Annotated in this window: 22 protein-coding genes; 16 read left to right on the top strand and 6 right to left on the bottom strand. The window is 45.2% G+C overall.

The window, feature by feature from the left end; genetic code table 11:
- The first annotated feature begins 79 nt into the window (after nt 1–79).
- From M0C34_RS12325 to M0C34_RS12345, 5 genes are all read left to right on the top strand, one after another.
- On the top strand, nt 80–1,630 hold the full coding sequence (locus M0C34_RS12325; RefSeq protein ID WP_248711988.1) for an ABC transporter ATP-binding protein: 1,551 nt from the start codon (nt 80–82) through the stop codon (nt 1,628–1,630).
- The gene (locus M0C34_RS12330; protein ID WP_248711989.1) at nt 1,623–2,738 is read left to right on the top strand and encodes an ABC transporter permease; all 1,116 of its coding nucleotides are present in this window, start codon (nt 1,623–1,625) and stop codon (nt 2,736–2,738) included. The genes M0C34_RS12325 and M0C34_RS12330 overlap by 8 nt, the downstream gene beginning before the upstream one ends.
- Complete coding sequence (locus tag M0C34_RS12335; RefSeq protein WP_248711990.1) at nt 2,738–3,667, top strand: ABC transporter permease; 930 nt, start codon at nt 2,738–2,740, stop codon at nt 3,665–3,667. Before M0C34_RS12330 ends, M0C34_RS12335 begins: the two co-directional genes overlap by 1 nt.
- A gap of 128 nt (nt 3,668–3,795) precedes the next feature.
- Nucleotides 3,796–5,475 carry a bifunctional metallophosphatase/5'-nucleotidase gene (locus M0C34_RS12340; RefSeq protein ID WP_248711991.1) on the top strand — a complete coding sequence of 560 codons (1,680 nt, stop codon included), beginning with the start codon at nt 3,796–3,798 and terminating at the stop codon, nt 5,473–5,475.
- Between the two features lie 92 nt (nt 5,476–5,567).
- Nucleotides 5,568–6,074, top strand: coding sequence for an SRPBCC domain-containing protein (locus tag M0C34_RS12345; protein WP_248711992.1), 507 nt, complete (start codon nt 5,568–5,570; stop codon nt 6,072–6,074).
- A gap of 78 nt (nt 6,075–6,152) precedes the next feature.
- On the opposite strand, the gene M0C34_RS12350 is transcribed toward M0C34_RS12345, so the two are convergent.
- The 4 genes from M0C34_RS12350 to M0C34_RS12365 all read right to left on the bottom strand — a co-directional run bounded on the left by M0C34_RS12350 (nt 6,153) and on the right by M0C34_RS12365 (nt 9,620).
- On the bottom strand, nt 6,153–6,839 hold the full coding sequence (locus tag M0C34_RS12350) for a haloacid dehalogenase type II (protein WP_248711993.1): 687 nt from the start codon (nt 6,837–6,839) through the stop codon (nt 6,153–6,155).
- A gap of 175 nt (nt 6,840–7,014) precedes the next feature.
- Nucleotides 7,015–7,368, bottom strand: coding sequence for a putative quinol monooxygenase (locus tag M0C34_RS12355; RefSeq protein WP_248711994.1), 354 nt, complete (start codon nt 7,366–7,368; stop codon nt 7,015–7,017).
- Between the two features lie 167 nt (nt 7,369–7,535).
- On the bottom strand, nt 7,536–8,039 hold the full coding sequence (locus M0C34_RS12360) for a hypothetical protein (RefSeq protein ID WP_248711995.1): 504 nt from the start codon (nt 8,037–8,039) through the stop codon (nt 7,536–7,538).
- Between the two features lie 186 nt (nt 8,040–8,225).
- The gene (locus tag M0C34_RS12365) at nt 8,226–9,620 is read right to left on the bottom strand and encodes a uracil-xanthine permease family protein (protein ID WP_248711996.1); all 1,395 of its coding nucleotides are present in this window, start codon (nt 9,618–9,620) and stop codon (nt 8,226–8,228) included.
- A gap of 413 nt (nt 9,621–10,033) precedes the next feature.
- On the opposite strand from M0C34_RS12365, the gene M0C34_RS12370 reads away from it, so the two are divergent.
- The 9 genes from M0C34_RS12370 to M0C34_RS12410 all read left to right on the top strand — a co-directional run bounded on the left by M0C34_RS12370 (nt 10,034) and on the right by M0C34_RS12410 (nt 20,275).
- On the top strand, nt 10,034–11,116 hold the full coding sequence (locus M0C34_RS12370; protein ID WP_248711997.1) for a BMP family ABC transporter substrate-binding protein: 1,083 nt from the start codon (nt 10,034–10,036) through the stop codon (nt 11,114–11,116).
- A 99-nt stretch (nt 11,117–11,215) separates the two neighbouring features.
- Nucleotides 11,216–12,178 (top strand): isopenicillin N synthase family dioxygenase, encoded by a 963-nt coding sequence (locus tag M0C34_RS12375; RefSeq protein ID WP_248711998.1) that lies wholly within the window; start codon nt 11,216–11,218, stop codon nt 12,176–12,178.
- 67 nt (nt 12,179–12,245) lie between these two features.
- Nucleotides 12,246–13,664, top strand: coding sequence for a xanthine dehydrogenase small subunit (gene xdhA, locus M0C34_RS12380; RefSeq protein WP_248711999.1), 1,419 nt, complete (start codon nt 12,246–12,248; stop codon nt 13,662–13,664).
- On the top strand, nt 13,657–16,038 hold the full coding sequence (gene xdhB, locus M0C34_RS12385) for a xanthine dehydrogenase molybdopterin binding subunit (protein WP_248712000.1): 2,382 nt from the start codon (nt 13,657–13,659) through the stop codon (nt 16,036–16,038). The genes xdhA and xdhB overlap by 8 nt, the downstream gene beginning before the upstream one ends.
- Nucleotides 16,019–16,903 carry a xanthine dehydrogenase accessory protein XdhC gene (gene xdhC / locus M0C34_RS12390; protein ID WP_248712001.1) on the top strand — a complete coding sequence of 295 codons (885 nt, stop codon included), beginning with the start codon at nt 16,019–16,021 and terminating at the stop codon, nt 16,901–16,903. Before xdhB ends, xdhC begins: the two co-directional genes overlap by 20 nt.
- Complete coding sequence (gene uraD / locus M0C34_RS12395) at nt 16,896–17,417, top strand: 2-oxo-4-hydroxy-4-carboxy-5-ureidoimidazoline decarboxylase (RefSeq protein WP_248712002.1); 522 nt, start codon at nt 16,896–16,898, stop codon at nt 17,415–17,417. The genes xdhC and uraD overlap by 8 nt, the downstream gene beginning before the upstream one ends.
- On the top strand, nt 17,414–17,740 hold the full coding sequence (gene uraH / locus M0C34_RS12400) for a hydroxyisourate hydrolase (RefSeq protein ID WP_248712003.1): 327 nt from the start codon (nt 17,414–17,416) through the stop codon (nt 17,738–17,740). The genes uraD and uraH overlap by 4 nt, the downstream gene beginning before the upstream one ends.
- A 1-nt stretch (nt 17,741) precedes the next feature.
- Nucleotides 17,742–19,097: a guanine deaminase gene (guaD, locus tag M0C34_RS12405; protein ID WP_248712004.1), complete on the top strand. Its 1,356-nt coding sequence runs from the start codon at nt 17,742–17,744 to the stop codon at nt 19,095–19,097.
- The gene (locus M0C34_RS12410; RefSeq protein ID WP_248712005.1) at nt 19,070–20,275 is read left to right on the top strand and encodes a urate hydroxylase PuuD; all 1,206 of its coding nucleotides are present in this window, start codon (nt 19,070–19,072) and stop codon (nt 20,273–20,275) included. Before guaD ends, M0C34_RS12410 begins: the two co-directional genes overlap by 28 nt.
- A 196-nt stretch (nt 20,276–20,471) precedes the next feature.
- Here M0C34_RS12410 and M0C34_RS12415 read toward each other — a convergent pair whose 3' ends face one another.
- On the bottom strand, nt 20,472–20,969 hold the full coding sequence (locus M0C34_RS12415; protein ID WP_248712006.1) for a NirD/YgiW/YdeI family stress tolerance protein: 498 nt from the start codon (nt 20,967–20,969) through the stop codon (nt 20,472–20,474).
- Nucleotides 20,970–21,166: 197 nt separating this feature from the next.
- On the opposite strand from M0C34_RS12415, the gene M0C34_RS12420 reads away from it, so the two are divergent.
- Together M0C34_RS12420 and M0C34_RS12425 are read left to right on the top strand one after the other, a co-directional pair.
- Complete coding sequence (locus tag M0C34_RS12420) at nt 21,167–22,273, top strand: efflux RND transporter periplasmic adaptor subunit (protein ID WP_248712007.1); 1,107 nt, start codon at nt 21,167–21,169, stop codon at nt 22,271–22,273.
- A 4-nt stretch (nt 22,274–22,277) separates the two neighbouring features.
- Complete coding sequence (locus M0C34_RS12425) at nt 22,278–25,430, top strand: efflux RND transporter permease subunit (RefSeq protein ID WP_248712008.1); 3,153 nt, start codon at nt 22,278–22,280, stop codon at nt 25,428–25,430.
- Nucleotides 25,431–25,501: 71 nt separating this feature from the next.
- Here M0C34_RS12425 and M0C34_RS12430 read toward each other — a convergent pair whose 3' ends face one another.
- Nucleotides 25,502–26,383: a LysR family transcriptional regulator gene (locus tag M0C34_RS12430; RefSeq protein ID WP_248712009.1), complete on the bottom strand. Its 882-nt coding sequence runs from the start codon at nt 26,381–26,383 to the stop codon at nt 25,502–25,504.
- Nucleotides 26,384–26,441: the final 58 nt, after the last annotated feature.

Raw genomic sequence — 26,441 nt, forward strand, 5'->3', positions numbered from 1 at the left:
CCCAGTGCTCAATCAAACGATTGAACATGGCAATGATATTGACTTAAAGAAAACCATACAGATATCGAATGGACTCATAATGAAACAACACGAACCATTGTTAGCGCTATGGCAGGTATCTAAAAGATACCCCGGTGTATTAGCCAACGACAAGGTAAGCCTTAGCTTAGAAAAAGGTGAAATTCTTGCCCTACTGGGTGAAAATGGCGCTGGTAAGTCGACCTTAGTAAAAATGATTTATGGCGTAGTACAAGCCGACGAAGGCGGATTATTATGGCATGGCAAGGAAGTTAAAATAAGCTCGCCCAATATGGCTCGTGCCATGGGCATTGGTATGGTCTTTCAACATTTCTCAGTGTTTGAAACCCTCACTGTGCAAGAAAATATTGAATTGAGCCTAGACGCTGGGGTCGTGAAAGACAAAGCGGCCTTACGCGCAAAAATTGTTGAATTAAGTGCCGCCTATGAGCTAAAAGTAGACCCTGACCGTTACGTACATAACCTCAGTATTGGCGAACGTCAACGCTTAGAAATCCTGCGCTGCTTAATCCAAAACGTAAAACTACTGATCCTTGACGAACCAACATCGGTGCTTACACCACAAGAAGTAGCCGGTTTATTTAAAGTATTACGTACCTTAGCCAGCGAAGGCTGTAGCATTTTGTTTATTAGTCATAAGCTAAAAGAAGTGACCTCGCTGTGCGACCGAGCGGTTATTTTACGCGGCGGTAAAGTAAGCGGTGAATGTGTCCCCGCCAATGAAACGCCTGATTCTATCGCTCGCATGATGGTAGGCAGTGATGCGGTGTTATCAGAGCGCTACGAGAAAACCATTGGTTCTGATGAACTGTTAGTGACAACTAATTTATCTGTTGAACCGACCAATCCTTTTGGTACTGGACTCAACAAGGTAAATCTTAGCCTACACAGCGGTGAAATCTTAGGCATAGCAGGAGTTGCAGGCAACGGCCAAGAAGATTTGCTGGAAGCACTAAGCGGAGAAGATACTCGAGCCGACGCTGCCAGCATTATCATGAACGGCCGTAAAGTAGGTAAATTAAACGCCGGTGAGCGACGCTTGCTAGGCATGAGTTATGTGCCGGCAGACAGATTAGGCCAAGGTGCGGTGCCAGATATGAGCTTGGCCGACAATACCCTGTTAACCAGCGCGCGCAAAGGTTTGGTTAAAAAAGGCCTAATTTTGCCTCACAAGGTACTGGAACTTGCCAAGTCAATTATTCACCACAATGATGTTAAATGTCATAACGCTCACTCCCAAGCTAAAAGCTTATCAGGGGGAAATTTACAAAAATTCATTATTGGTCGAGAGGTCGACCAAGACCCACAAATCCTGATTTGTGCTCACCCAACATGGGGAGTAGACATTGGTGCAGCAAGCTCAATTCATCGCCAATTAATTGAACTGCGCGATCGCGGCGCAGCAATATTAGTGGTCTCAGAAGATATCGACGAGTTATTTATGATCTCAGACAGAATAGCGGCGCTTTACGAAGGGAAAATATCGCAGGCGGTACGCACCGAACAAACCAATATAGAACAAATAGGTAAGTGGATAGCGGGTGGCTTTATCGATCACGACACCCCAGAAGAGGAGCAGCAACATGCTTAGAACTCAACCACGTTTAGAGTCATCTAAATTAATGTCTTGGATGTCGCCAGTAATTGCGATTGTGTTAACCATGCTCGTCTCCAGCGTGATGTTTCTGTCGTTAGATATTAATCCCGCCACAGCATTTAGAGTATTCATTCTTGATCCGCTTAGCGATAGTTATAACTTGGGTGAGTTAATGGTGAAAACCACTCCCCTACTATTATGCGCAACCGGTTTGGCCCTTTGTTATAAAGCCAATATTTGGAACATTGGCGCAGAGGGGCAGCTGTTAGTAGGTGCCTTAGTGGGCAGTTACTTTGCGCTGCAAGCTGGCGACGATAGCGGCTATGGTTGGTTAGCCATTACCCTTATTGCCGGTGCTATAGCCGGCATGTTGTGGGCGGCTATCCCTACCTTGTTACATCAGTTATTTCACACCAACCTTATTCTTACTACCATTATGCTCAACTATATCGGCTTGTACTTGCTGCTTTGGGGTGTACACGGTCCATTAGTCGACCCTGATGGCTTTGGCTTCCCCGAATCGGCTATTTTTGCTGATTCTGTATTGCTACCTACCATTATGGAAGATGGCCGAGCCTCAATCAGCATTATTTTGGCGGTTATCTTTGCCATTGGCTCCGGGATAATTTTGTACCGCACTCTACCGGGGTTTCAATTAAGAGTGTTTGGCTCTGACCAACCAGCGGCACGTTACGCAGGCTACAGCAGCAAATTTATTATCTGGAGTGTCATGTTAAGTGCCGGCGCTTTGGCTGGATTTGCAGGGGTTGCCGAAGTGACCGGCCCAATTGGTCAGCTTATCCCGCAAATTTCTCCTGGTTATGGTTATGCGGCCATTATTGTGGCTTACCTTGGCAGGCTAAATCCCTTTGGAATTATTTTCGCCGCCTTCTTCATGGGTACCTTATACATGGGTAGTGATTTAGCACAAATAGAGCTAGGTATGCCCACCGCGATTACCGGTCTTTTCCAAGGGATATTGCTCTTTTTCTTGCTCGCTTGTGACTTCCTGATTAATTACAAAATCATTTGGAAACCCACCACCCGCGTGGCACAAAGCAGTAAACCAACGGCCACCGAAACTAAGCAAGGAACAGCCTAATGGATATGGAACTTTTTCAACAAATCTTAGTGGCTGCGATTAAAACCGGCACGCCACTATTACTGGTCGCCTTAGGCGAATTAATCTGCGAAAAATCAGGGGTACTCAACCTAGGTCAAGAAGGCATGATGTTAATGGGCGCAATGGCAGGTTTTGCTGGCGCGTATTTTAGTGGCAGTTTAGCCTTGGGTTTATTGTTAGCGATCATCGCCGGAATGACCATGGCAGCCATTTTTGGTCTGTTATCCCTCAACCTCAATACCAACCAAGTGGCTACAGGCTTAGCCTTAACCATATTTGGAGCCGGTTTAAGTGCCTTCTTAGGCGTTAACTTAGTGGGCTCTACCGTGGTTGGATTTAAAGCGATTGCGATCCCTTTGCTTAGCGATATTCCCTTTATTGGTCCGCTATTTTTCAATCATGACATTTTGGTATACGGCAGCTTTGCTTTAGTGGGTATTTGCTGGTGGGTTGTCAATAAAACCCGCGCCGGGCTAACCTTACGCGCGGTAGGTGAAAACCCCTACTCAGCGAATGCCCTGGGTATAAAAGTAATTAAAGTTCGCTATATTGCGGTATTAGTTGGCGGTGCTTTTGCCGGCCTTGCGGGCGCCTATATGTCATTGTCATACACCCCAATGTGGATGGAAAACATGACCGCGGGCCGTGGTTGGATTGCACTATCGCTCGTCGTATTCGCCTCATGGCGAGTGGGTTACTTAATGGTGGGCGCGTACTTATTTGGTGTAGCGTCTATTTTGCATTTAGTGATGCAAGGTATTGGTTTTACTATATCACCCAACCTATTAGCTATGCTGCCTTATGTAGCCACCATTGTAGTAATGGTGATTATTAGCTCTAACCCATTGCGTCAAAAACTCGCTGCACCGATGAGCTTGGCTAAACCCTTTGATTCAAGGATCCACTAAACCCTCATTTTAGTGACACGTAAACCAAGCTGATTCACCATCGGCTTGGTTTTTTACTTAATCAAGTGGCTTACACCGTGACTTTTTCGCGTATCATGAGCTCCCCATGTTAGGAGGCCCCCTACCTTATGTCCTACTCGTTGTACTTGGCTCATATCAATGACACCCATTCACACTTTGAATCGTCACTATTGCACTTCAAGCTCAAGCTTGCTGACACCGAGTATCAAATAGATGCCCATTGTGGCGGTTATGCACGAATAGCTTCCGCAGTTAAGGCTCAGCGCCAATTAGCCAAGCAACAAGGTGCAGATTCATTGCTACTGCATGCTGGCGACAGTTTTCAAGGCAGTTTATATTTCAGTCAATTTAAGGGTTTGGCCAATGCTCGTTTACTTAATCTATTGGCCCCTGATGCCTTAACGATTGGTAACCATGAATTTGATTTAGGTAATGCCCCCGTTGCGCAGTTTATCGAGCAAGCTAACTTTGCCTTACTGGCAGGCAACATGGACCTAAGCCAAGAGGATCAAAACAAAGCCCATCCTCTCGCCCCCCATAACAACCTCTATCGTTTTGACAATCAGCGCCAAATTGCTCAATACCTGCTTAAACCCCTAGCAGACAAACAGTTAGCCATTGTCGGTATTACCCATGACCAAATGCATAATATTGGCTGCCCAGACGCCGATTGCCATTTTCTCAATGCCATACAAACCACCCGAGCTACCATCGAGCACCTCCACCAACAAGGGATTAATCATATCCTGGTACTGAGCCACCTGGGATACCACGGTGATGTAGAACTGGCTAAGGCTGTTGATGGCATAAGCGTGATTGTCGGCGGACATTCGCATACCCTTACCGGAGATTTCAGCGAGCTTGGCATCAGTTCTACTGAACAAGCGCCTCAGTGGGTTAATGATTGTTTAATCTTGCAAGCCGGAAAACATGCCGAATCAATAGGCCTAGAAAAACTGACGTTTGACCATCAAGGTAAAGTAACTGGCTTGACTGGCGGGGTGTCATTTCTACTCGCAGACGATTGGCAAGCCTTTGCCAATGAGCAAGTTGTAAGCAACGAGCTGCGCCAACAGATTAATGACTATGTCAGCCGCAGCCATTTATTTAGTCATTTCCCCGAAGACCCGCAAATTAAGCAAATAATTGACCGAGATTATCGCCCTGTGGTTGAACAAATGCGCGAGCAAATCATTACCACTTTGCCCACACCACTGCTGCATACTCGACTACCTAATCATGATTACCCCTTAGGCAGTGAAGTGTCTCCCTTGGTATGTAAAGGCTTTTACCAAATCGCCAACAAACATAGTCCTACAGATTTTGCCTTACACAATGCCGGTGGTGTTCGTGTATCACTCAAGGCAGGGCCACTGACAAAAGCAGAAATTTGTGGTCGTTTACTGCCCTTCGAGATAGCCTTAGTCAGCTATTTAATCAAAGGTGAAGATTTAGCCAGTGTGATTGAAGGTGCCATAGATAACGCCTACAACAATGGCATAGTAGGGACTGGCGATGGCAGTTTTCCTTATTTCTATCGGCTACGCTATCAATACAATGGCGAGCAACCTCAAGGTCAGCGAGTCAAAAATATTAAGATATGTCAGCAAGGCGAGTGGATAGCGGTAAAAGAACAACACGCCTATCGCGGTGTATCATCGGCCTACACGCTTGCAGGCAAAGAAGGCTACCACGCCTTGCTTAATTCTTGGGACCACCAAGATCTGGCCACCAGCATGAGTGACAGTTTTGTTGAATATGCTTCTACACTCAACGCGCTAGCCTAGTCAAGCTCACACAACAACGAGATCTTGAACAGTTCGTTAAATGTCACCATAAGTACTAATATTGAAATGTTTAGTCTATCGAGAGAAACAGCATGCTCAATAAGAAAGGAATTATCTGGCCTGATTACTATCACCCTAAAAACTCTCAAATACATATTAAAAATCAGCTAGATATATCAGCCAGCGCTGAAGAGATTTGGCATTGTTTAGTTCATGCGCCCTGCTGGCCAACATGGAAACATAGCTCAACCTCAGTTCAAATCATCAATGGCGATGGCATTGAATTGGCTAAAAATGCTCAATTTTATTGGAAAACCAAAAGAGCAGCATTCAAATGTACTGTGGTTGAATTTACGCCTCATAAACAACTTGCCTGGAAAGGAAAAATGGGTGCTGTAGATATGTATCATGCTTGGTTAATTGAGCCCACAAGCAAAGGTTGTCGAGTTATTACCGAATCTACTCAACGAAATGGTTTAACTTGGTTAACTAAGTATTTTATGTCTAATCAGTTTAGGACTTACCATCGACATTGGCTCGAAGAATTACAAGAACAGCACCTAAAGCAATCAACCGTTGGCACCTTGAGTAACAATTAACTCATCACATGAGTCTCGCAAACAGCCAACGTCACGAGTGATCCCATAGTGCGATTAGCCAATGATTTAGTCCGTTTTTCAACATTGCTGGTTGATACTAAATACATTGACGTTTAGCTCACTAAGGCTTTTTACCACTGTTGTTGGCTCTATTCCCCAAGGGTCAAAGATGGCCTGTTCACTGCGCTGCACCCAAGCTGAATGCATCCCAAAAGAAATAGCACCGATAACATCAAAGGGGTTACTCGAAATTAACCATGTATCGCTCGCTAAGGCTTTGGCTTGTTGCAAGAAATGGCGATAAACCGCAGGGTTAGGTTTAAATGATTGAAGCGATTCGCAGCTTACCACGCCATCAAATAAATGCTTAATGCCGGCACTCTCAAGCAATTGTTCAACTGCTGCTAAGCTACCATTAGAAAACGCATACATTTTGATATCACTGTCTTTCAATTGGCTTAACGCCGCTGGCACATCGTCAAATGCAGGTAGGGTTTTGTAAGCATCTAAAAGTTGCTGTTTTTGGGCTGTGGTTAATGCCGCCTTATAAAAGCGGCAAGTGTAATCGAGGGCATCTTTAGTACATACAGCAAAGCTTTGATAATGTTGCATTAAGCCGCGGCGAAACGAATACTCTAACTGCTTATTTCGCCACGTTTGAGAAAACTCAGTGACATTTTTTACCGCAAGCTTTTCCAGCAAGCAGTCAATGCCATGCGTGTCGATGAGTGTGCCGTAAACATCAAAAGCTAAGGTTATAGACATTGCGCTCTCTCCTTAGTGATAGCGGTTACACAACAGCTGTTTAGCCCATATAGTGTTAGCTAATATAACGCCATGCTAAACACATTGATACTAAGAACAAGATGAGTGCTGTAAACATGCTATTCACAAGCCCGAGCCAATAACCGATTTTAAATAAGGTTAATTGAGGTTTGAACTACTTCACCAACACTGGCGCATCGTAGTTCTCTGGCTCATCGCTATATACGCATACATTGGCATCTTCAACAAAACCGCTTTCTGCAACGCATTGGGCTTGAAAAAAGTCTTTAATTTCTTGGCGCTGACAGTGCGCTTCGAAGCTATCTTTATCGGCCCAAATTTCTTGAAAAGCAATCGGGTAACCAGTACCAGTAGCAAAAGGGTTATCAATTTGGCGTGTTAGCGTGTATTGGATGCAACCGTCTTCACGGAGAGTGTTTGGCTCTAGCCCTTGCAGCACTTCAAACAGCTGGTTGAGTTTGCCCGCTTTGGGTTTAAACATAGCGATACAATAAATTTTCTTTGACATGTAAGTTCCTTAACAGAGAAGTTTGGCGAGCATCGCTCGCCAATTAAGGTCCATACTAAGGCATTCAAACCACTGCATAGGCAAAGTAGATCAAATGCAGTGGCGATTTAGCCTGAACACCAAGAAGAACGCTTACTTAGTGAAGAGTTTAAACGTTTAGTATCCAATTAACAGGCTTTATAAGGGGCTAATTGCATCGCTAACAAGCGCTTATAAGCTAGCTGTTGGCGAATCGCTTGCGGGCCTTGGCACCAATTGTATTTAAGCGATTCCCACAATGGGTCGTTGACGGCTAAACCTAAGCTTTGCAAAAAACGACTATCAGCCACTACAAATTGCTTTTTATAAGGTAAGACTACGCCCCCTTTTTGAGCTTGTAATGTTAACGCTTCTTGGTAATTAGCACACCAATGGTTAAGCAGTGTCATGCTCGCTTGGGCATACCAAAACTTACCACTATCTTGTTGCTCAGTTAACGATTGCTCACAAGACAATATGGTTAAGGCGTGTTGCCAATCATTAAATCCGCTTTGGCGAGCCACAAATAATAAGGCGTGTTTAAGCTGTGGTATTTTGCCTTTACTTAGCGCAAGTAAAGGCGAGTTAGCAGTGGGTTGCTGTTTAAGCAAAATTTTACTGCGGATCTTAAGTTCTTCAACTGGGGATAACATCTCTATGTTCCTAAATAATAGTCTGTTCCCCGCAAAACAATATTCAGAATGACATACAGTGTCTTAATGAAGTAATAATAAAAGTTAAGGGTGAGTTCCTCTTGGCGGGCAGGCGCCCCTTAGCACCTGCCGCAATTTTGCCAAAAGCCTAAACATTAAGCAACGTTTAAAAAGCCAACCCGGCCTTTACGCTGCGGAATGTTGCGCAGCCTTGTCGACTTTAGCCACTGTCTCACTGCGTTCTTCTGGTAACAGTAAGCTAAGTAAAATTGCCGTTAAACCACCCGAGGTAACCGCCGAACCAAAGATGTTTTGTACTAACTTTGGCGCATGCTGCAGGAGATCAGGCACCATGGTAACGCCTAGCCCAACACCAAACGACACCGCCATGATCAACAGTTTTCGTCGATTTAGCTCATCGCTGGCTAAGATTTTTATGCCTGCTGCGGCAACAGTACCGAACATAACCAAGGTCGCGCCACCCAATACAGGCTTTGGGATCTGCTGCAGTACTGCGCCCAAAATAGGGAATAAACCAAGTACTACCAAAATGGCGGCAATATAAAAACCAATATAGCGGCTGGCAACACCGGTAAGCTGAATAACCCCATTATTTTGGCTAAAGGTGGTGTTTGGGAAAGTATTAAAGGTCGCGGCAATCAATGAGTTTACCCCATCAGCAAGTACCCCTGAGCGAACGCGTTTTAAATAAGAATCGCCCTTAATTGGCTGTTGCGATACGGCGCAGTTGGCGGTGATATCACCCGCAGATTCAATCGCGGTAATGAAGTAAATAATCGCTACTGGCAAAAATGCCACCCAATCAAATGAGAAGCCATACTTAAACGGCATCGGAACACTAATTGAAGGCTGAGACAGTACTGAAGAGAAGTCGACTTTACCCATAAATATTGCAATAACCATCCCTACAATTAGGCCAATCACAATCGCAGATAAGCGTAACCAAGGATTAGTAGAGCGATTCAATACGATAATGGTCAGTAATACAATGGCGCCTAAACTTAGGTTCTGCATACTGCCAAAATCAGACGCTTTAAAACCACCGGCCAAGTCAGTCATACCGATCTTTATCAGTGAAATACCGATAATAGTTATCACGATGCCGGTCACCAATGGAGTGATGATTTTCTTCATTTTTATCAGTACTTGTGACAAAAATATCTCTATAAAGGCACCTAAAAAACAAACGCCAAATATCAGTGATAAAATTTCTTCAGGGCCTCCACCTTGGCCTTTAGCAATAAACCCTGCAGCCAATACTGAACCTAAAAATGCAAAGCTAGTCCCCTGCACACAAATCATCCCAGCCCCTACCGGGCCGATTTTTTTTGCCTGAATAAAAGTGCCTACTCCCGACACGATTAACGCCATGCTAATTAAGTATGGAATATGCTCACCTAAGCCTAATACTCCACCAATAATTAACGTTGGCGTAATAATACCCACAAAACACGCCAGTACATGTTGTAAGCCTGCAAAAAAGGCCTGTGCGGCTGGCGGGCGGTCATGCAATTGATAGATCAAATCCTTTGATACTGCGGTCTCATTATCGCTACTCATACTCGCTCCCTGTCTATATATCCGTTATGCAACCAGAAAAACCTGACCACAAAGTCAGCTTAATTAGGCAAATTGCCTGCCAACCAAGTTAATCGCTATTGGGAACATCACCACAAAACACCACAAGCAGCGGCTTACAAACAACAAATCATCAACATATCGCTTACATCAACTATGATTAATTGACGTCAAAAGCAAGCTATAATGCTTAGCCTTGGTGCGAGCACTTAACATCTTGCACCATTAAGTAACAAACTCAAATCGTGGCTTTGCTTACAATTAGGATATCTAATTACAACAAAGCTTGTGTTAACGTGGTTTTTTGACTTAAATCAAAAAACATGACCAAGTGGCCAGCTTTTTGCTACCACTATCACAACCCTAAACGCCGATATAGAGAAACGGAGTTCTTAATGAAACTAAATAAATGGATAAGCGCAGCCGCCTTTGCTGTAACTAGCTTATTAATCGCCCCAACCACCATGGCCGCTGATGAACCACTAAAAGTGGGCTTTGTGTATGTAGGCCCTGTAGGAGACCACGGCTGGAGTTATGAGCATGACCAAGGTCGCATTGAAATGGAAAAACATTTCGCGGGTAAAGTATCAACAACCTTTGTTGAAAACGTGCCTGAAGGTGCTGACGCCGAGCGCGTGATTACTCAACTAGCCAAATCAGGCCACGATGTGATTTTCACGACCTCATTTGGTTTCATGAACCCAACGATTAAAGCAGCGAAAAGATTCCCTAAAGTGCGTTTTGAGCACGCCACTGGCTACAAACGCTCTAAAAACGTATCAACTTACGTATTGCGGACCTATGAAGGTCGTTATGTGTCGGGTATTGCTGCAGGCATGGCCACCAAAACTAACGTGATTGGTTACATAGCCTCTTTCCCAATCCCTGAAGTGATTCGTGATATTAACTCTGTTTACTTAGCAGCTAAAAGTGTAAACCCAGACGTAGAGATTAAAATTGTTTGGGTAAATACTTGGTACGATCCAGGTAAAGAAGCAGACGCAGCCAATGCGTTAATGGATCAAGGTGTAGATATTATCTTGCAGCATACCGACAGCCCTGCCCCCCTTATCGCTGCAGAAAAACGCGGTAAAATGGGTATTGGTCAAGCATCAGACATGAGCCACTTCGCCCCTACTGCACATATGTTCTCAGTACGTGATGTGTGGGCACCTCATTATATTCGTACCGTTCAAGAAGTGATGGATGGTTCTTGGAAGCCTGAAGATTACTGGGGCGGTTTTGCTGAAGATATCCTACAAATAGTGTCGGTCAATCCTGCGCTTAGCGATGATATTAAAGTAGCGATTAGCGAAACAGAAGCGAAGATAAAATCGGGTGAATTCCATCCCTTCACAGGCCCTATGAATAACAACCAAGGTGAAGAAGTTATTCCTGCTGGCAAAACCCTTAACGATGAAGAGTTAGCCGGAGTCATGTGGTACGTAGAAGGTATCGACGCCACCATTCCTAAGTAAATTGACTTTTTTGACTTATATAGCGCTCTCTAAGCCTAGTGTGAGAGCGCTAAAAACTCACTAAACGAGTACCCGTATAATCATCCAGGATGGAACAATATGACCTTAGCGTTACCTATCATCGATATTAGTGCCTTACATAACGATGACCAAAGCCAATGGACAAGTGTGATCAATGCTATTGATAAGGCTTGTCGAGATACGGGCTTTTTCTACGTTACCGGTCATGGCATTCCTGCTGAACAGTTTAGCCAAGTAAAAGCGATGGCCGAGCAGTTTTTTGCGCTACCTGAATCAATTAAACAAACCATTAATATACAGCATTCAAGTAACCACCGCGGTTGGGGACAAGTCAGCGCTGAAAAGCTAGACCCAAATGGACCAAGTGATTACAAAGAAACCTTTGATATGGCCTTAGATTTAAGCCCCTATCATCCGCAAGTTGCACGTTGTAGCCAATTATATGGGCCAAATCAGTACCCAAATCTTGACGGCTTTATTCAACTGATGCAGCAACAATATGAACTGAGTATGCAAGTTGCACTCAAAATACTAAAAGCAATGGCACTCGCATTGCAACTGCCTGTAGATTTCTTCAGTCAAAGCTTTGGCTGCCCGGTAAGTGTATTAAGACTGATTCACTACCCACCACAGCAAGGCCAACAAAACGGCGCAGGGGCACACACCGATTACGGTTGTATTACCTTGCTGTATCAAGATCAAATTGGTGGCTTGCAAGTACAAGATCGCAACGGCGAGTGGTTAGACGCAAGCCCAGTTGAAAACAGTTTTGTGGTAAATATTGGCGATTTAATGCAGCGTTGGACTAACGATTGTTATAAATCGACGCCTCACCGTGTCACTAGCCCAACTCAGCAAACGACGCGTTTTTCTATGCCGTTTTTTGTAGAGCCTGACTTTGATACCAAGGTGGCGACCCTCGCCTCTTGTTTAGCTGAAGGTGAACAGGCTCAGTACCAAGACGTCACGGCGGGTGATTGGATATTGTCGCGCTTTGCCGATACCTATGCTTATCGCAGTGAAGATCAAACCGTCGACTAAATAGAATAAAAAATTTGGCCAAAAAGCTGACCGAACGGACAACTTAATAAGGCAGGCAGGAGAAAATATGTTACAGCTAATGATTAATAATCAGGTAGTTAGCTTAAGCCAACAAGCAGCAGATACCATGCTACTCACCTTTCTGCGTGAGCATAGTGGTTTAGTCGGCACGAAAGAAGGCTGCGCCAGCGGTGATTGCGGCGCCTGCACCGTTGTCATGGTGAGTAACACCGCATCAGCTGAGCTCAGCTATAAACAAATCAACAGTTGCATTACCCCTCTGCATTCCTTGCATGGCAAACAAATTATCACCGTTGAATATCTAAAACAGGGACAAAACCTGCATCCTGTTCAACAAGCCATCGTTGACCACCACGGTAGCCAATGTGGTTTTTGTACTCCCGGTTTTGTCATGTCGCTGTACGCCTTATCTCGTCAACACAAGCAACCTGAACACCCTGAAGAGTTTTTAGCTGGCAACCTATGCCGCTGCACCGGTTACGGGCCGCTTATAGAAGCAGCTAAACAAGTGTCGGCCAATAGTCACTCACAGCACGATCATATTCAGCAACAAGAATCGGTTGTGCAACATTGGATGGCCGAGTGCCCTAAGCTTGAAAGCGAACAATACTGGCAACCCCATTCTCGAGCAGAACTGGCACAAATACGACAAAACCACCCCGATGCTAAATGGATAGGCGGTGGCACCGACTTAGCCTTAGAAGTGACTCAGCAACTGAAAAGCATCGAGAAGATCATCGATCTTACCGCCATGCCTGAACTTAGCAGCATAGAGCGGATTGATGGTGGATGGCGAATAGGTGCAGCCGTACCGCTTGATCAAGTTCATCAATTCATGAAACAACACTACCCAAGCACCGATGAGATTTTTGCACGACTAGGCAGTATCACTATTCGCCACCGCGCCACCTTAGGCGGCAGTTTAGGCAATGCCTCACCAATCGGTGATATTGCCCCACTCTTAATTAGCCTTAGCGGGAAAATTGAAGTCGACGACGGCTGTAATATCGAAGTACACGCACCTGAAGATTACATCACCGGTTATCGAGAAACGGTATTAAAACCACAGCAATGGATCAGTGCCGTTCACCTACCCGATTTGGCACCAGAAACCAAACACCAAATTTACAAAGTAAGTAAACGCTTTGAAGATGATATTGCCACCGTAGTATTAGCCGTATCACTGCAGCTTGATGAGCAGCAACGGGTCAGCCAGTGCATTATCTCCGCGGGCGGCGTAGCAGCAAAATCAGTACGATTAAGTGAGTTAGAGCAACACCTCGTTGGCCATGTGTTCACCAGCGAAAAGCTCAAACAGCTGCAGCAGCAAGTACCACTGTATATAAAACCGATTGACGATGTACGAGCCAGCGCCGCTTACCGAGTATTATTGGTACAAAACCTGCTGAAACGTTTCCACTTATATTGCAATCAATTACCAACGAGGTTGCCCGCTTATGCGTAAACTCACAACTCAGCAATTGCACCAACAAGGGCAAAGCCAAGTGGTTGGGCAATCAGTTAAACATGAAAGCGCAGCCAAACAAGTGGCTGGTGAAGCCTTATTTGTTGATGACCAAATCACCCCTGCGGGTTGTTTGCACGGCGCGGTAATAACCAGCAGTATTGCCAAAGGTAAGATTAGCCAACAACAATTAGACCAGCTAAAACAACACCCCGAGGTAGTCGCCGTATTGCGCTGTAGCGACATTCCTGGGCATCAAGATATAGGGCCTATTTTCCCAGGCGATCCACTGCTTAGTGACACTGATATTTCTTATCACCAACAACCACTCGCTTTAGTGTTGGCAAACAGCCATCAACTCGCGTGGAAAATTGCCCAAGACGCCAGTCAACAACTTGTCGAGTATGCTGAGCCAGATAGTATTTGCTTAAACGCCGAACAAGCCAAAAAAACAGCCAACCCAAGTCCTACGGTAAGACCAAGCCATACAATGGGCACAACAGTGAGTGATGCTGATATCGCCACTAGCCCATTACAACTGAGCGGTGAGCAAAACATCGGCGGCCAAGAGCACTTTTATCTAGAGGGGCAAGTGAGCCTTGCAGTGCCTACCGAAGACAGAGGCATCACCTTATATACCTCTTCACAGCACCCCAGCGAAGTACAAAAACTTATTGCTGAAGTGTTAGCCATTCCTTTTCACCTAGTCACCGTAGACATGCGCCGCATGGGGGGAGGCTTTGGCGGCAAAGAGACTCAAGCCGCTCAGTGGGCCTGCTTAGCCAGTTTAGGTTGTTGGCATACAGGCAAGCCGGTAAAAATGAGACTGCCTCGCAGTATAGACATGGCTGTCACCGGTAAACGCCACCCCTTCTACAACCGCTATCAATTAGGCTTAAGTACTGACGGTCTCATTGAAAGCGCCAAGTTAGAAGTAAACGGGCTTTGTGGCCATTCACCTGATTTGTCTGACGCCATTGTAGACCGAGCGATGTTTCATAGTGACAACGCCTATAGCCTTAACAAAGCAGAAGTGGTTGGCCATCGTCTAAAAACCGACACGGTGTCCCATACTGCGTTTCGTGGTTTTGGTGGACCACAAGGGATGATACTCATTGAACAAGCCATGCAAGATATCAGCATAGCTACTCAGCAAGATGCCTTAGATGTTCGTTATAAAAACTTATACAACCAGCAACACCACACGACTCACTACGGCATGGAGGTGGAGCAACATCAAGCAATGCTTGAGCTAATGCAACAATTGGAAAGCAACGCCAACTATCGCCAGCGCCGCCAACAAATAAATCAGTGGAATAGCAGCAACCCCACCTTTAAAAAAGGCTTGGCACTTTGCCCGGTAAAGTTTGGTATTTCATTTACAGCCAAACACCTTAACCAAGCTGGCGCATTACTGCACATTTACACCGATGGCAGCATACAGGTAAATCATGGCGGCACCGAAATGGGCCAAGGTTTACACACTAAAGTACAACAAATTGTCGCTCAAACCTTGGGAGTTCCGGTTGACTATGTATTAGTCACGTCAACCCGCACCGACAAAGTGCCTAATACTTCACCCACGGCCGCGTCTTCAGGTTCAGATCTTAATGGGATGGCAGCGCATATTGCCGCCACTGAATTAAAACAACGCCTAATCGATTTTGCCCAACAGCAATACCAGCTAGATGCCGAACAAATTAGCTTTAAAAACGGACAAGTCCAGCTAGGTGATGATTCGCTAAGCTGGGGAGAACTTGTTCAAGCTGCCTACATGGAGCGCGTTTCTCTGTCTACCACCGGTTTTTATAAAACCCCCAAAATTTGGTACGACCGAGAGCAAGCGCAAGGCCGTCCGTTTTATTACTTCTCGCTAGGTGCGTCGGTCAGTGAAGTCACTATAGACACCCTAACCGGAGAAATGAGCTTAGACAGAGTCGATATTTTGCACGATGTAGGCACCAGCCTAAACCCTGCGATTGATATTGGCCAAATTGAAGGCGCCTTTATCCAAGGCTTAGGTTGGTTAACCACAGAAGAATTAGTCTGGAATGAACAAGGCCGTTTGTTAAGCCAAAGCCCAGCGAACTATAAGATCCCGACCATTGGCGATTACCCGAAACAGATGAACATTACCCTGTTCGACCAAGCCAATCCCGAACATAGCATCTATCGCTCTAAAGCAGTCGGCGAGCCGCCCTTTATGTTAGCCATTAGCAGTTGGTGTGCCATTCGAGATGCCATCGCCGCGATTAGCCAACATCAGCTAGTCCCTCAATTAGACGCCCCCGCGACTGGCGAGCGAATTTTAATGGCTTGCCAGCAACAATTTAACTATTTGGAGGGGCAACAAGATGCCGAATTGGTCAAATAGCCTACTGCCCAATAACTGGTTAGATGCCTGCCAATACTTAAAGCAGCAGCAACAAGCATTTTGTATTGCCACCATTATCGCTGAAGCGGGGTCAGTACCCCGTGCTGGCGGAGCTAAAATGGTGATATCTAAGCAACAACAATTTGATACCTTGGGTGGTGGAAACTTAGAACTTAGCGTGATCAAACATGCCCGTGAGCAACTAAATAATGCTAACCAGCAAAGCCAAATAGAACGGTTTTCCTTGGCCGCTGATCTGGCTCAATGTTGCGGTGGCGCGGTACAAGTGATGTTTGAATTTTTCATGGTTGATCAGCCACATATCACCCTTTTTGGGGCGGGTCATGTGAGCCACGCACTGTGCCAAATACTCGCCCAACTGCCCTATCATGTAACGGTGGTAGACAATCGACAGCAATGGCTCGATTCTATCGCCGATTTGGGAGTGAATACCCACTATCACCCACAGCCTGAAGAACAAATAGAGGCCGTTGCTAGCAATAGCTATGTGGTAATTTTAACTCAAGACCATGGCTTAGATTTCAAATTAAGTCTAGCGGCGCTGCAGCGTCAAGACTTAGCCTTTGTCGGTTTAATTGGCTCACAAACCAAAGCCCAGCGCTTTGACCTTCGCCTGCGGGAACAGCTCACCAACCCCAGTTGGGCTGATCAGCTGATCTGCCCAATTGGCTTAAGCGAAGTGAGCGGGAAACTGCCCATGCAGGTAGCAGTGTCTATCTCGGCTCAGCTGATCAGTTTGCTGCAAAGCCACCAGCAGGCACCATCAAATAAGCAGAAAAAGCTACAATGGCAGGTAGGTAACCAATTACGCAAACAATTGGCTGGAGAAATGACAGATGACTAAAGAGGCACTAGAACCCGCACTAGAAACCTTAAACAACTTACCCTCAAGCCAGTTTGTCAGTGAAATGGCCAGTATTTGCACCAGTAAACACTGGCAACAAGGTTTGGCTGAGTTACGCCCGTTTCATTCTAAACAGCATCTTTTGGAGATGACGAAGCAAGCCTTTGCTCCACTCAACGAAAGTGACTGGTTGGAAGCATTTGCTGGCCACCCGATGATTGGTGACCTTGCATCACTACAAAAAAAATACAGCCAAGGCAAGCATTTAAGCCAAGCAGAGCAATCTCAAGTGAGTGAGGCTCAAGCACAAACTTTGCAAGATTTGTTAGCGCTAAACCAGCAGTACTTAAGCCGCTATGGCTTTATTTTTATTGTTTGTGCTAGCGGTAAATCAGCCGAACAAATGCTAGTAATGTTACGCCAACGTCTTGGTCAATCTCGCGAACAAGAACTGACTATAGCTGCGCAGCAGCAACAACTGATTAGCCTATTAAGAATGGAGAACTTATTTTGAGTACTTTAAGTTGCCACGTTTTAGACACCAGCCGCGGACAACCCGCCATAGGGATCCCGGTAGAACTGTTTCGCTTTGGCGAAAACCAAGCTTTAGCCACGGGTGAAACTAACCAAGACGGCCGCGTTAAGTTTGACCAGTTGGAGCTAGCGCCCGATTGCTACTGCTTACGCTTTATTACCGAGGCCTATTGCCTTGCCCATTTTCAGCAATGCTTTTTTCCCTTGGCTGATGTGGTGTTTAATACTGAGTCGACCCAGCCTCACTACCACATTCCTTTGTTGTTAAGTGGCTTTAGCTACTCAACGTACCGAGGCAGTTAAAATGGAAAAAGCAGGGAACGCACTACAAATCCATCGCGGAAAAATGCTGCATTTTGCTAAAACAACCCTTAATCCCAGTGAACATTATAGCTATATTGAAGATGCTATTTTAGTCACCAGTAATGGGATAATTGAGTATTTTGGGGAAGCCAACGATTACCTACAACAAAACCAGCAATATATTGATTCTGAGCATATTAGCATTGAGCAACACAGCGGGCTGATTATTCCGGGCTTAATTGACAGCCACGTGCACTACCCTCAAGTAGAGATTATCGCCAGTTTTGGTAAACAGCTGTTAGATTGGCTAAATACCTATACTTTTCCCGCCGAACAACAGTTTGTGAATGCGGCTTATGCGCGCGGCCAGGCAGAATTTTTCATGAATCAGCTGTTTGCCCATGGCACCACCACCGCCAGCGTATACGCAACCGTTCACCCGCAATCGGTAAACAGTTTCTTTGACGTTGCCGAAGCCTATAACGCCCGAATGATTTGCGGCAAGGTATTAATGGACAGAAACTGCCCTGAAGCATTGCGGGACACCCCCGAGAGCGGCTACCGAGACAGTAAAAAATTAATCGAACGTTGGCACAAACAAGGCCGCCAACTTTACGCAATAACACCACGTTTTGCCCCAACTAGCAGTGAACAACAACTGGCTAAAGCGGGTCAATTGGCCAACGAACATCCCGATACCTATATTCAAACTCACCTGTCAGAAAACCCCAGTGAGGTGCAGTGGATTAATGAATTGTTCCCTGAGCATTCTGATTACTTAGCGGTCTATGAAGCCCATGACTTAGTCCGAGATAAAGCACTATTTGGTCATGGTATTCACCTTACCGATCGTGAATATATTGCCTTAAGTGAATCCGGCGCAGCCATCAGCTTTTGCCCTTCGTCAAACCTGTTCTTAGGCAGTGGCTTATTCAATTATCAACGCGCACAAGCCAATGGCGTGCCCATCGCATTGGCCAGTGACGTAGGCGGCGGTACGAGTTTAAGCATGTTTGCCAACCAAGCCGACGCCTATAAAGTTTGCCAGATGCAGCAAACCAGCTTGAGCCCGTTTGAGTCTTTATATTTATGTACCCAAGGGGCAGCCCACACCATGGGCATCGACCATCAAGTGGGCAACCTAAACATTGGCACCGAGGCCGACTTTATCGAGTTAGATCTAGCCGCAACCCCGATGCTAGCGCAACGCATTCAACGCAGCACAAATTTAAGCGAACAATTATTTGCCATCAATATGTTGGGTGACGACCGCGTCATTGCCAAAACCTATGTTGCAGGACAGCAAGTTTATCAAAAAGGAATTGAGTTATGTGGCCACAGCTTTACGAATGGTTAGCCCTATTTATTAAATGGTTTCATGTAATAGCCGGGATCGCGTGGATCGGTGCTAGCTTTTACTTTGTATGGTTAGATAACAACCTAAGAACACCACCAGACTGGAAGCTTAAAAAAGGCATTAAAGGTGATTTATGGGCCGTGCATGGCGGAGGATTTTATGAAGTAGCCAAGTATCAGGTAGGCCCAGAGAAAATGCCTAATAAACTGCACTGGTTTAAATGGGAGGCCTACAGCACTTGGATAAGCGGCACCTTATTGCTGTTTTGGATTTACTATCTACGCGCCGACGCCTACTTAATTGACCCGCAAATAATGGCCTTAAGTGCTAGCCAAGCCGTCGCCTTAGGTGTTGGTGGTATTGCTGGTGGTTGGTTACTCTATGAAGGGCTGTTGCGTTCGCCTATTGCTAACAAACCTTTGCTACTGAGCCTAGTGCTCGTGGTATTGGGCGCACTGTTTTGCTATGGCTTTACCCAAGTATTTAGCGGCCGTGGCGCGTTTATTCATATGGGCGCATTAATCGGTACCATTATGGTTGCCAATGTATGGGTTAAGATTATTCCTGGCCAGCGTCAGATGGTGGCGCAGGTAACAGCAGGCGAAGCGGTAGATCCAGCGCCAGGTTTAGAAGCCAAAAAACGTTCGGTGCACAATAACTACCTTACCCTACCGGTGATTTTTTTAATGATCAGTAATCATTACCCAATGATTTATCAGCATCCCCATAGCTGGTTGATTTTGTGTGCAATTATTGGTTTAAGTGCTTGGATCCGCCATTTCTTTAACCTCAAACATCAGGGGATTCACAAACCGAGCATTATCGTTAGTGGCGCCATTGGTTTATTTGTTCTTGCGTTATTTCTAAGCTGGGGTGGCAGCCAAGCCAAGCCCGTGCCGCAGGCCAACGAGTTACTCGGTGACCTAAATGCAACGCAACAGCAAGCAATGGCAATCATCAGTGAGCGTTGCGCCAGTTGCCACAGTCGCACGACCACCGATGATATGTTTACCGCCGCTCAGGGCGGGGTAATGTTAGATACGTGGCAAGATGTAGAGCGTTGGAAAGAACGGATCGTTACCCGCGCCACCGACACCAAAGACATGCCGTTTTTAAACAAAACCAAGATCACCGAGGCCGAACGGCAAACACTTAAGCAAGTGCTGAGCGCGCAATAAGCACGAACACGGGCAGTCTAAAAAGCATCGCATTATTGCGATGCTTTTGGTTTCACTCTATTAACCCACCACCGTCGAGGTAATCGATGGGATAATGCGTGGCTATCCGTCACTGCTTATCCTACTAAAAACCTCATAACACAGTAGCCGTCTATTTTGAGCGCTAGGCTTACTTAGACACTTAACGGAAATGCTATTAGTTAACCAGCTCAACACGATCAACGTCAATCGTGGTAAATCGACCGCTGTCGACTTCACCAATAATCCTTATTTTGTCATTTTGGGTAATGTCCAGTCCGTTAAAGTCTTCATTGTCGATGTCAACTTCAATGTTCCCGGTATCGTCTTTGAATAAGTAATGTTCTGACCCCATGTATTTAACAATATAACCTTCAAGTGTCACTCTGCTGTCATCACTCATCGATTGAACAGACTGAACAGAAGTAATGTTTGATGTTATTTCAGATCCCACAAATCCTGCCAAAGCAGCCGTTGAAATAGTAAGTGTGGAGAGCAAAACTAATAATTTTATTTTCATAGATGTTCCCTTAGGTTTTAAGGTGGCACTGGCTGTGTGGAGAGAATAATACGCGCTGAAACAGGCAAGAACGAACCAGATTCCATTCATTAATCGAATAGATTTAAACCAACCTTTTCTTAATACTTCATCAGTATTGCCTGTGCTCAAAAACATAGCCGTTACTTAAGTCGCAACGATTTGCCTCATTGACCCCGCACCTATCTGAGCCATTGGAGGCATTAGATCTAACCCTTGCATTGGACACAGTACCCAACACCCTGACCTATTCGTTTTATTAATGGTAACTGGTTTCTCCTATTCCAGACAAGCTATTAGTATGAACGGCATGTTCCTACTATTTGAGATTACTTATGCGCACTTCAACCAAATTATTAACAGGTTTACTACCTATCGCCCTTGTTGCTTGTCAATCTGAACCCCAAATCGAGGACACTGCTATTCCCCTTGTTTCAGTCATTTCAGTTCAACAGCAACCTTACTATCTAAACGAACAGTTTATCGGGAAAACCGATGCTATTGCTAAAGTTGACATCATTCCACGGGTTTCTGGCTATCTGAAAAAACGCCACTTTGTGGAAGGTGAAGAAGTAAAAAAGGGCGACTTGCTTTACGAAATAGATGCGACAGCTTTTCAACTTGAAGTGCAACGCCTTGATGCGGCATTAAGCGAGATAACAGCCAATTTTCATATCATCGATAAAAAGCATACTAAAGCAAAATCCCTTGTCGCCAAATCAGCCTTATCTTCACTTGAATTTGAACAATTAGCAGCCGAACGACAGATGGCCCAAGCCCAAATACAGGCGGCTAAAGCGATATTAGAACGCGCTAAACTAGAGCTATCTTATACAAAAGTTTCAGCGCCTTTTGATGGCATTATAGGCGAAAGTAGAGTGAGCACGGGAGCTTTAGTAGGGCCAGATTCTGAGCCCCTAACTCGAATTAATAGCCTTGAATCGGTTTACGTTAATATTCAGTTAGATGAAAAGCGCCACGTAAATAATCTCCAAGAACAGTTGATTCAAGGTAAGCAGGTGGCTAAACCTACCTTCAATTTGCAGCTCGCCAATGGGGCTGATTATGGCCATTCTGGTGAAGCTAACTTCATCGATAACGAAATGGACAGTACTAATGGTGCGATAACCTTTAGAGTTAAATTTCCTAACCCAGAAAATCTACTAGTACCCGGTCAATTTGTTACCGTAACCAGTGTCGATAGCCAACCGTCTTCATCCATCCTCATTCCTCAAATGGCAGTTCAAGAAAACCAACAAGGCCGCTATGTACTGGTAGTCAATGACAAACACCAAGTAAAAGAAAAGTATCTGCGGGTTGGCCAACGAGTTGAGCAACAATGGCTAGTTGAATCGGGCCTACAACTTGGTGAGCAAGTCATCGTCAAAGGCCTGCAATCGGTCAGGCCTGGCAGTATTGTTGAAATAGAAAAACGAGGATAGACCCATGGCCGAATTTTTTATCAAACGCCCTAAATTTGCGATAGTACTGTCTATCGTCATGACAATTGCTGGCCTACTGACCTTGGTCAAAATGCCAGTGTCTCAATTCCCCAACATTGTTCCACCATCCATCGAAGTGTTTGCGGTATACCCAGGCGCTGACCACAATACTATTAGAGATACTGTGGCCACCGTGATTGAACAAGAAATCAATGGTGTTGAAGGGATGATCTATTTGGAGTCAAAGTCCAATAACGATAACTCATACCTGGCTTACGTCACCTTCGAAATAGGCTCAGATCCAGATAAAGCGCAAGTGCTCGTTCAAAACCGGGTCAACAAAGCGATGTCGAAATTACCCGAAGAGGTAAAAAGACAAGGCGTTACCGTAGAGAAAGTCGCTAACTCCATCTTAATGACCGTTAGCCCTTATTCCAAAAACGGTGAGTTCGATAACCTATTCTTATCTAACTACGCCTCGTTGAATATTAAAGATGCCTTATTACGCGTGAAGGGTGTTGGTAAAGTGCAAGTTATCGGCGAGCAAAACTACGCTATGCGCGTTTGGTTAAATCCTGAAAAAATGGCCGCAAGAGGCATTAACGCTTCACAGGTGGCTAGCGCAATTTCAGCGCAAAACACCACGGTCTCAGCGGGTAAAATTGGAGAAAGGCCCAGTGCGGGCAATCAGGTTTTTCAATACACAATACAAACCCAAGGTCGTTTACTCAATGCAGAACAGTTTGAGAAAATTGTACTCGCATCTAACAATGATGGCAGCTTTGTATATTTAAGTGATGTGGCACGCGTTGAACTTGGCGCCGAGCAGTATTCTGCCATCGCCACTTTTGCTGGCAATGAAAGCCCTATTTTAGCTATCTACCAAGCGCCGGGGGCTAATGCCTTACAAGTAGCAGAAGATGTTCGTAATCAAATGCAAAGCCTAAGCGAACGTTTTCCTGATGGGCTCGACTACGAAGTGTCTTTCGACTCAACAACCTTCATCAAAGTATCTATGGATGAAGTATTTGAGACTCTGTACATCGCAGTCGCATTAGTGGTGTTAGTCACGTTCATATTTTTACAAAGCTGGCGTGCAACCATCATTCCGGCCATAGCCATTCCAGTCTCGCTTATCGGCACTTTTGTGGTAATGGCAGCGATGGGGATTGATATCAATACCGTCTCTATGTTTGGCTTAATTTTGGCTATTGGGGTGGTGGTAGATGCCGCTATTGTAGTCATCGAAAACGTAGAGCGTTTAATGGAGGAAGAGCACCTAGAGCCATCAGAAGCCACCTCCAAAGCCATGAAAGAAGTCACCGGTCCTTTAGTTGCCTCAGCGCTGGTGTTGTTGGCAGTATTCGGTCCAGTGTCCATCGCACCAGGTATGGTGGGGCAAATGTATCAGCAATTTGGTGTCACCATCTCAGTGTCTACCATTATTTCGACCATAGTCGCTCTAACACTAACCCCCGCCTTATGTGCGGTGATGTTAAAGCATCAAGAAAAAAAACAAACTGGCTTTTTTGCTGCTTTTAACCGCTCGGTTGATCAAGTCACTCATGGCTATGTTAATTCGGTCAATTTCCTTGGCCGTCGCCTCGCGATGTCAGGCATGCTATTTGCGTTGATTTTGGCAGGTATAGTGATATTGGCTAATAATACTCCGACCGACTTCATCCCGGCTGAAGACCAAGGTTCATTTATGATCGATGTGAACTTATCAGAAGCGTCAGCACTCGATAGAACCGAGTTAATGGTAGACAATCTAGTCACACAGATTTCTGATCTTGACGGTGTCAAACATGTGATTGCGGCAAAAGGCTACTCCTTGCTCAAAGGTGCGTCATCACCAAATTCAGGCATGATGATTGTGGTACTAAACGATTGGAGTGAAAGAAACGAGCCGCAACAAAGTGAATTTGCTTTATTAGCCAAGGCGCAAGCCATCATCGATGCTGATACCGATGTCTCAGGTATGGCCTTTTCGATGCCCGCAATCCCCGGCCTTGGCAATGCAGGAGGTCTGACAATGCAAGTGGAAGATCTTAATGGTCAACCTGTAGAAAAGATGGCACCAGCACTCGATAGCTATTTAGCAGCGCTGAATCAATCCGATACGATAGCAATGGCCTTTTCAACCTATAGCGCCAATGTGCCGCAGCTTTACCTTGATATCGATAGACAAAAAGCCATGGCATTGGGTGTAGATCTAAATGAGGTCAATACGACCTTATCGGCAATGATGGGTAACTTATATGTCAATGATTTCACAAAGTTTGGTAAAAATTATCAAGTGAATTTACTGTCAGAGCAAGAGTTCCGTAATGAAGAAAGCGATCTGAGTCGCCTGTATGTAAAGTCTGAAAGTGGCAGTATGGTTAAGCTGGCCACCTTCGCCAGCTACCAACCACTGGTTGGCTCAGACAACACCGCGCGTTATAACTTGTACAACACAGCGCAAATTCTCGCGATACCCGCTCATGGTTATAGTTCTGGTGACGCCATTACAGAAATGGAGAAGATCGCTGGCGAAATACTGCCTTCAGGCTATGCCTACGAATGGACAGGCATGACTTACCAAGAGCTTGCCGCTGGTGATGCGACTCTGTTTTTATTTGGTTTAGCGCTGCTGTTTACTTACCTCTTTTTGGTTGCCCAATATGAAAGCTGGTTAATTCCTGTCGCTATCATTTTGTGTGTACCCACAGGCTTGATTGGTGCATTTTCTTTAGTTTATGCCAGCGGTGGAACCATTAACCTGTATACCCAAGTTGGCCTAATTTTACTTATAGGTATGGCAAGTCGAAATGCAATTTTAATTGTAGAATTCGCTAAAAGCCTAAGAGAAGAACAGGGTTTATCGATTATTGAGTCTGCCAAAAAAGCCATTGCTCTGCGTATTCGAGCGGTATTGATGACCGCCTTTTCATTTATCTTAGGGGTATTACCGCTGGTGGTAGCCTCTGGCGCCGGCGCAGCCAGTCGCAATGCGCTGGGCTTAACCAGCTTTGGTGGCATGTTAGCAGCAACCCTGATTGGTTGTATATTTGTACCGGTTTTTTATATTGCCTTACAACGTTTACGCGAAATCAGACACGTTAAGAGTGAACCCTTAGCGATGTTAGATAAGGAAATAGACGCTAAAAGCTAAGTAATCACCACAATAAAAAAAGCATCGTATTATGGCGATGCTTTTTTATATCCAAAGAAAACCGTCGTTCATTAAAGCTTATCAGTGACTTGTTTGGCAGCATCAATGAAACATTGCATGGCTGGGTTTATGGTTTTACTGCTCAAATGTATTATTTCGCTAAACCAAAGCTCTGTTCTGGCATCATCAATATTAAACTCTTGCACTTGACCTGATTCGATATAGCGCTGCGCTAGGTAACTAGGCATCATGGACCAGCCCAAACCGGCAGCCACCATCTCAACAATTTCATTGGCATTATTGGCAACCAATACGCGATTGCTGATTTTATGAGTACCTTCTAAACCAGCTTCTAACATAAAGTTATGCAAAATTTGTGGTGTTGCTCTGACGGTTGTGATGTCGAGCGAACGGTTCATTATCTTTATCTTTGCCGAGATGATATTAATCAGTTCGAAGGCAAAACTGCGGCTCAAAGTAAAGTCGGCTGAAGTATTCATGCTAGTTGCGACCATGCCGACATCTGCCACCCCTGAACGCAACCAAGAGCGTATTTGCATAACATCGCCATTAAGCACTTTTAGATTAATACTAGGAAACCGCTCAAGCACTGCCTGATAGCAGGCGACTACTTCGGGGCAGCGTAAAGTGTCATCTATGGCCACTGTAAAGTGGCTAGGGTGCTCGGCTAAAACGCTATCTGCTTTATTCTGAAACTGCCCTGCCTCAACGAGCACCGGCTTGGCAAAGTCATACATATCTTTACCGCGACCAGTGAGAATAATACTGCGTTTACTGCGCTCAAATAGTTGAAAACCCAAATCAATCTCTAGATTCGCCACTAACTCACTAATCGTAGAAGAATGTTTGCCAATATTGATGGCTGCACCACGAAAACTCCCCTGTTCGACCGTCTCAACAAAAGCGCTTAACTGGTCTAGTGTAAAAGCCATGGTTACCTCTGATTGATGCTATTTGCTGTTAAATTTGAAACTTAGCGTCACTATAAAG

Source organism: Agarivorans sp. TSD2052, from assembly GCF_023238625.1.
In the GTDB taxonomy this organism is placed as follows: domain Bacteria; phylum Pseudomonadota; class Gammaproteobacteria; order Enterobacterales; family Celerinatantimonadaceae; genus Agarivorans.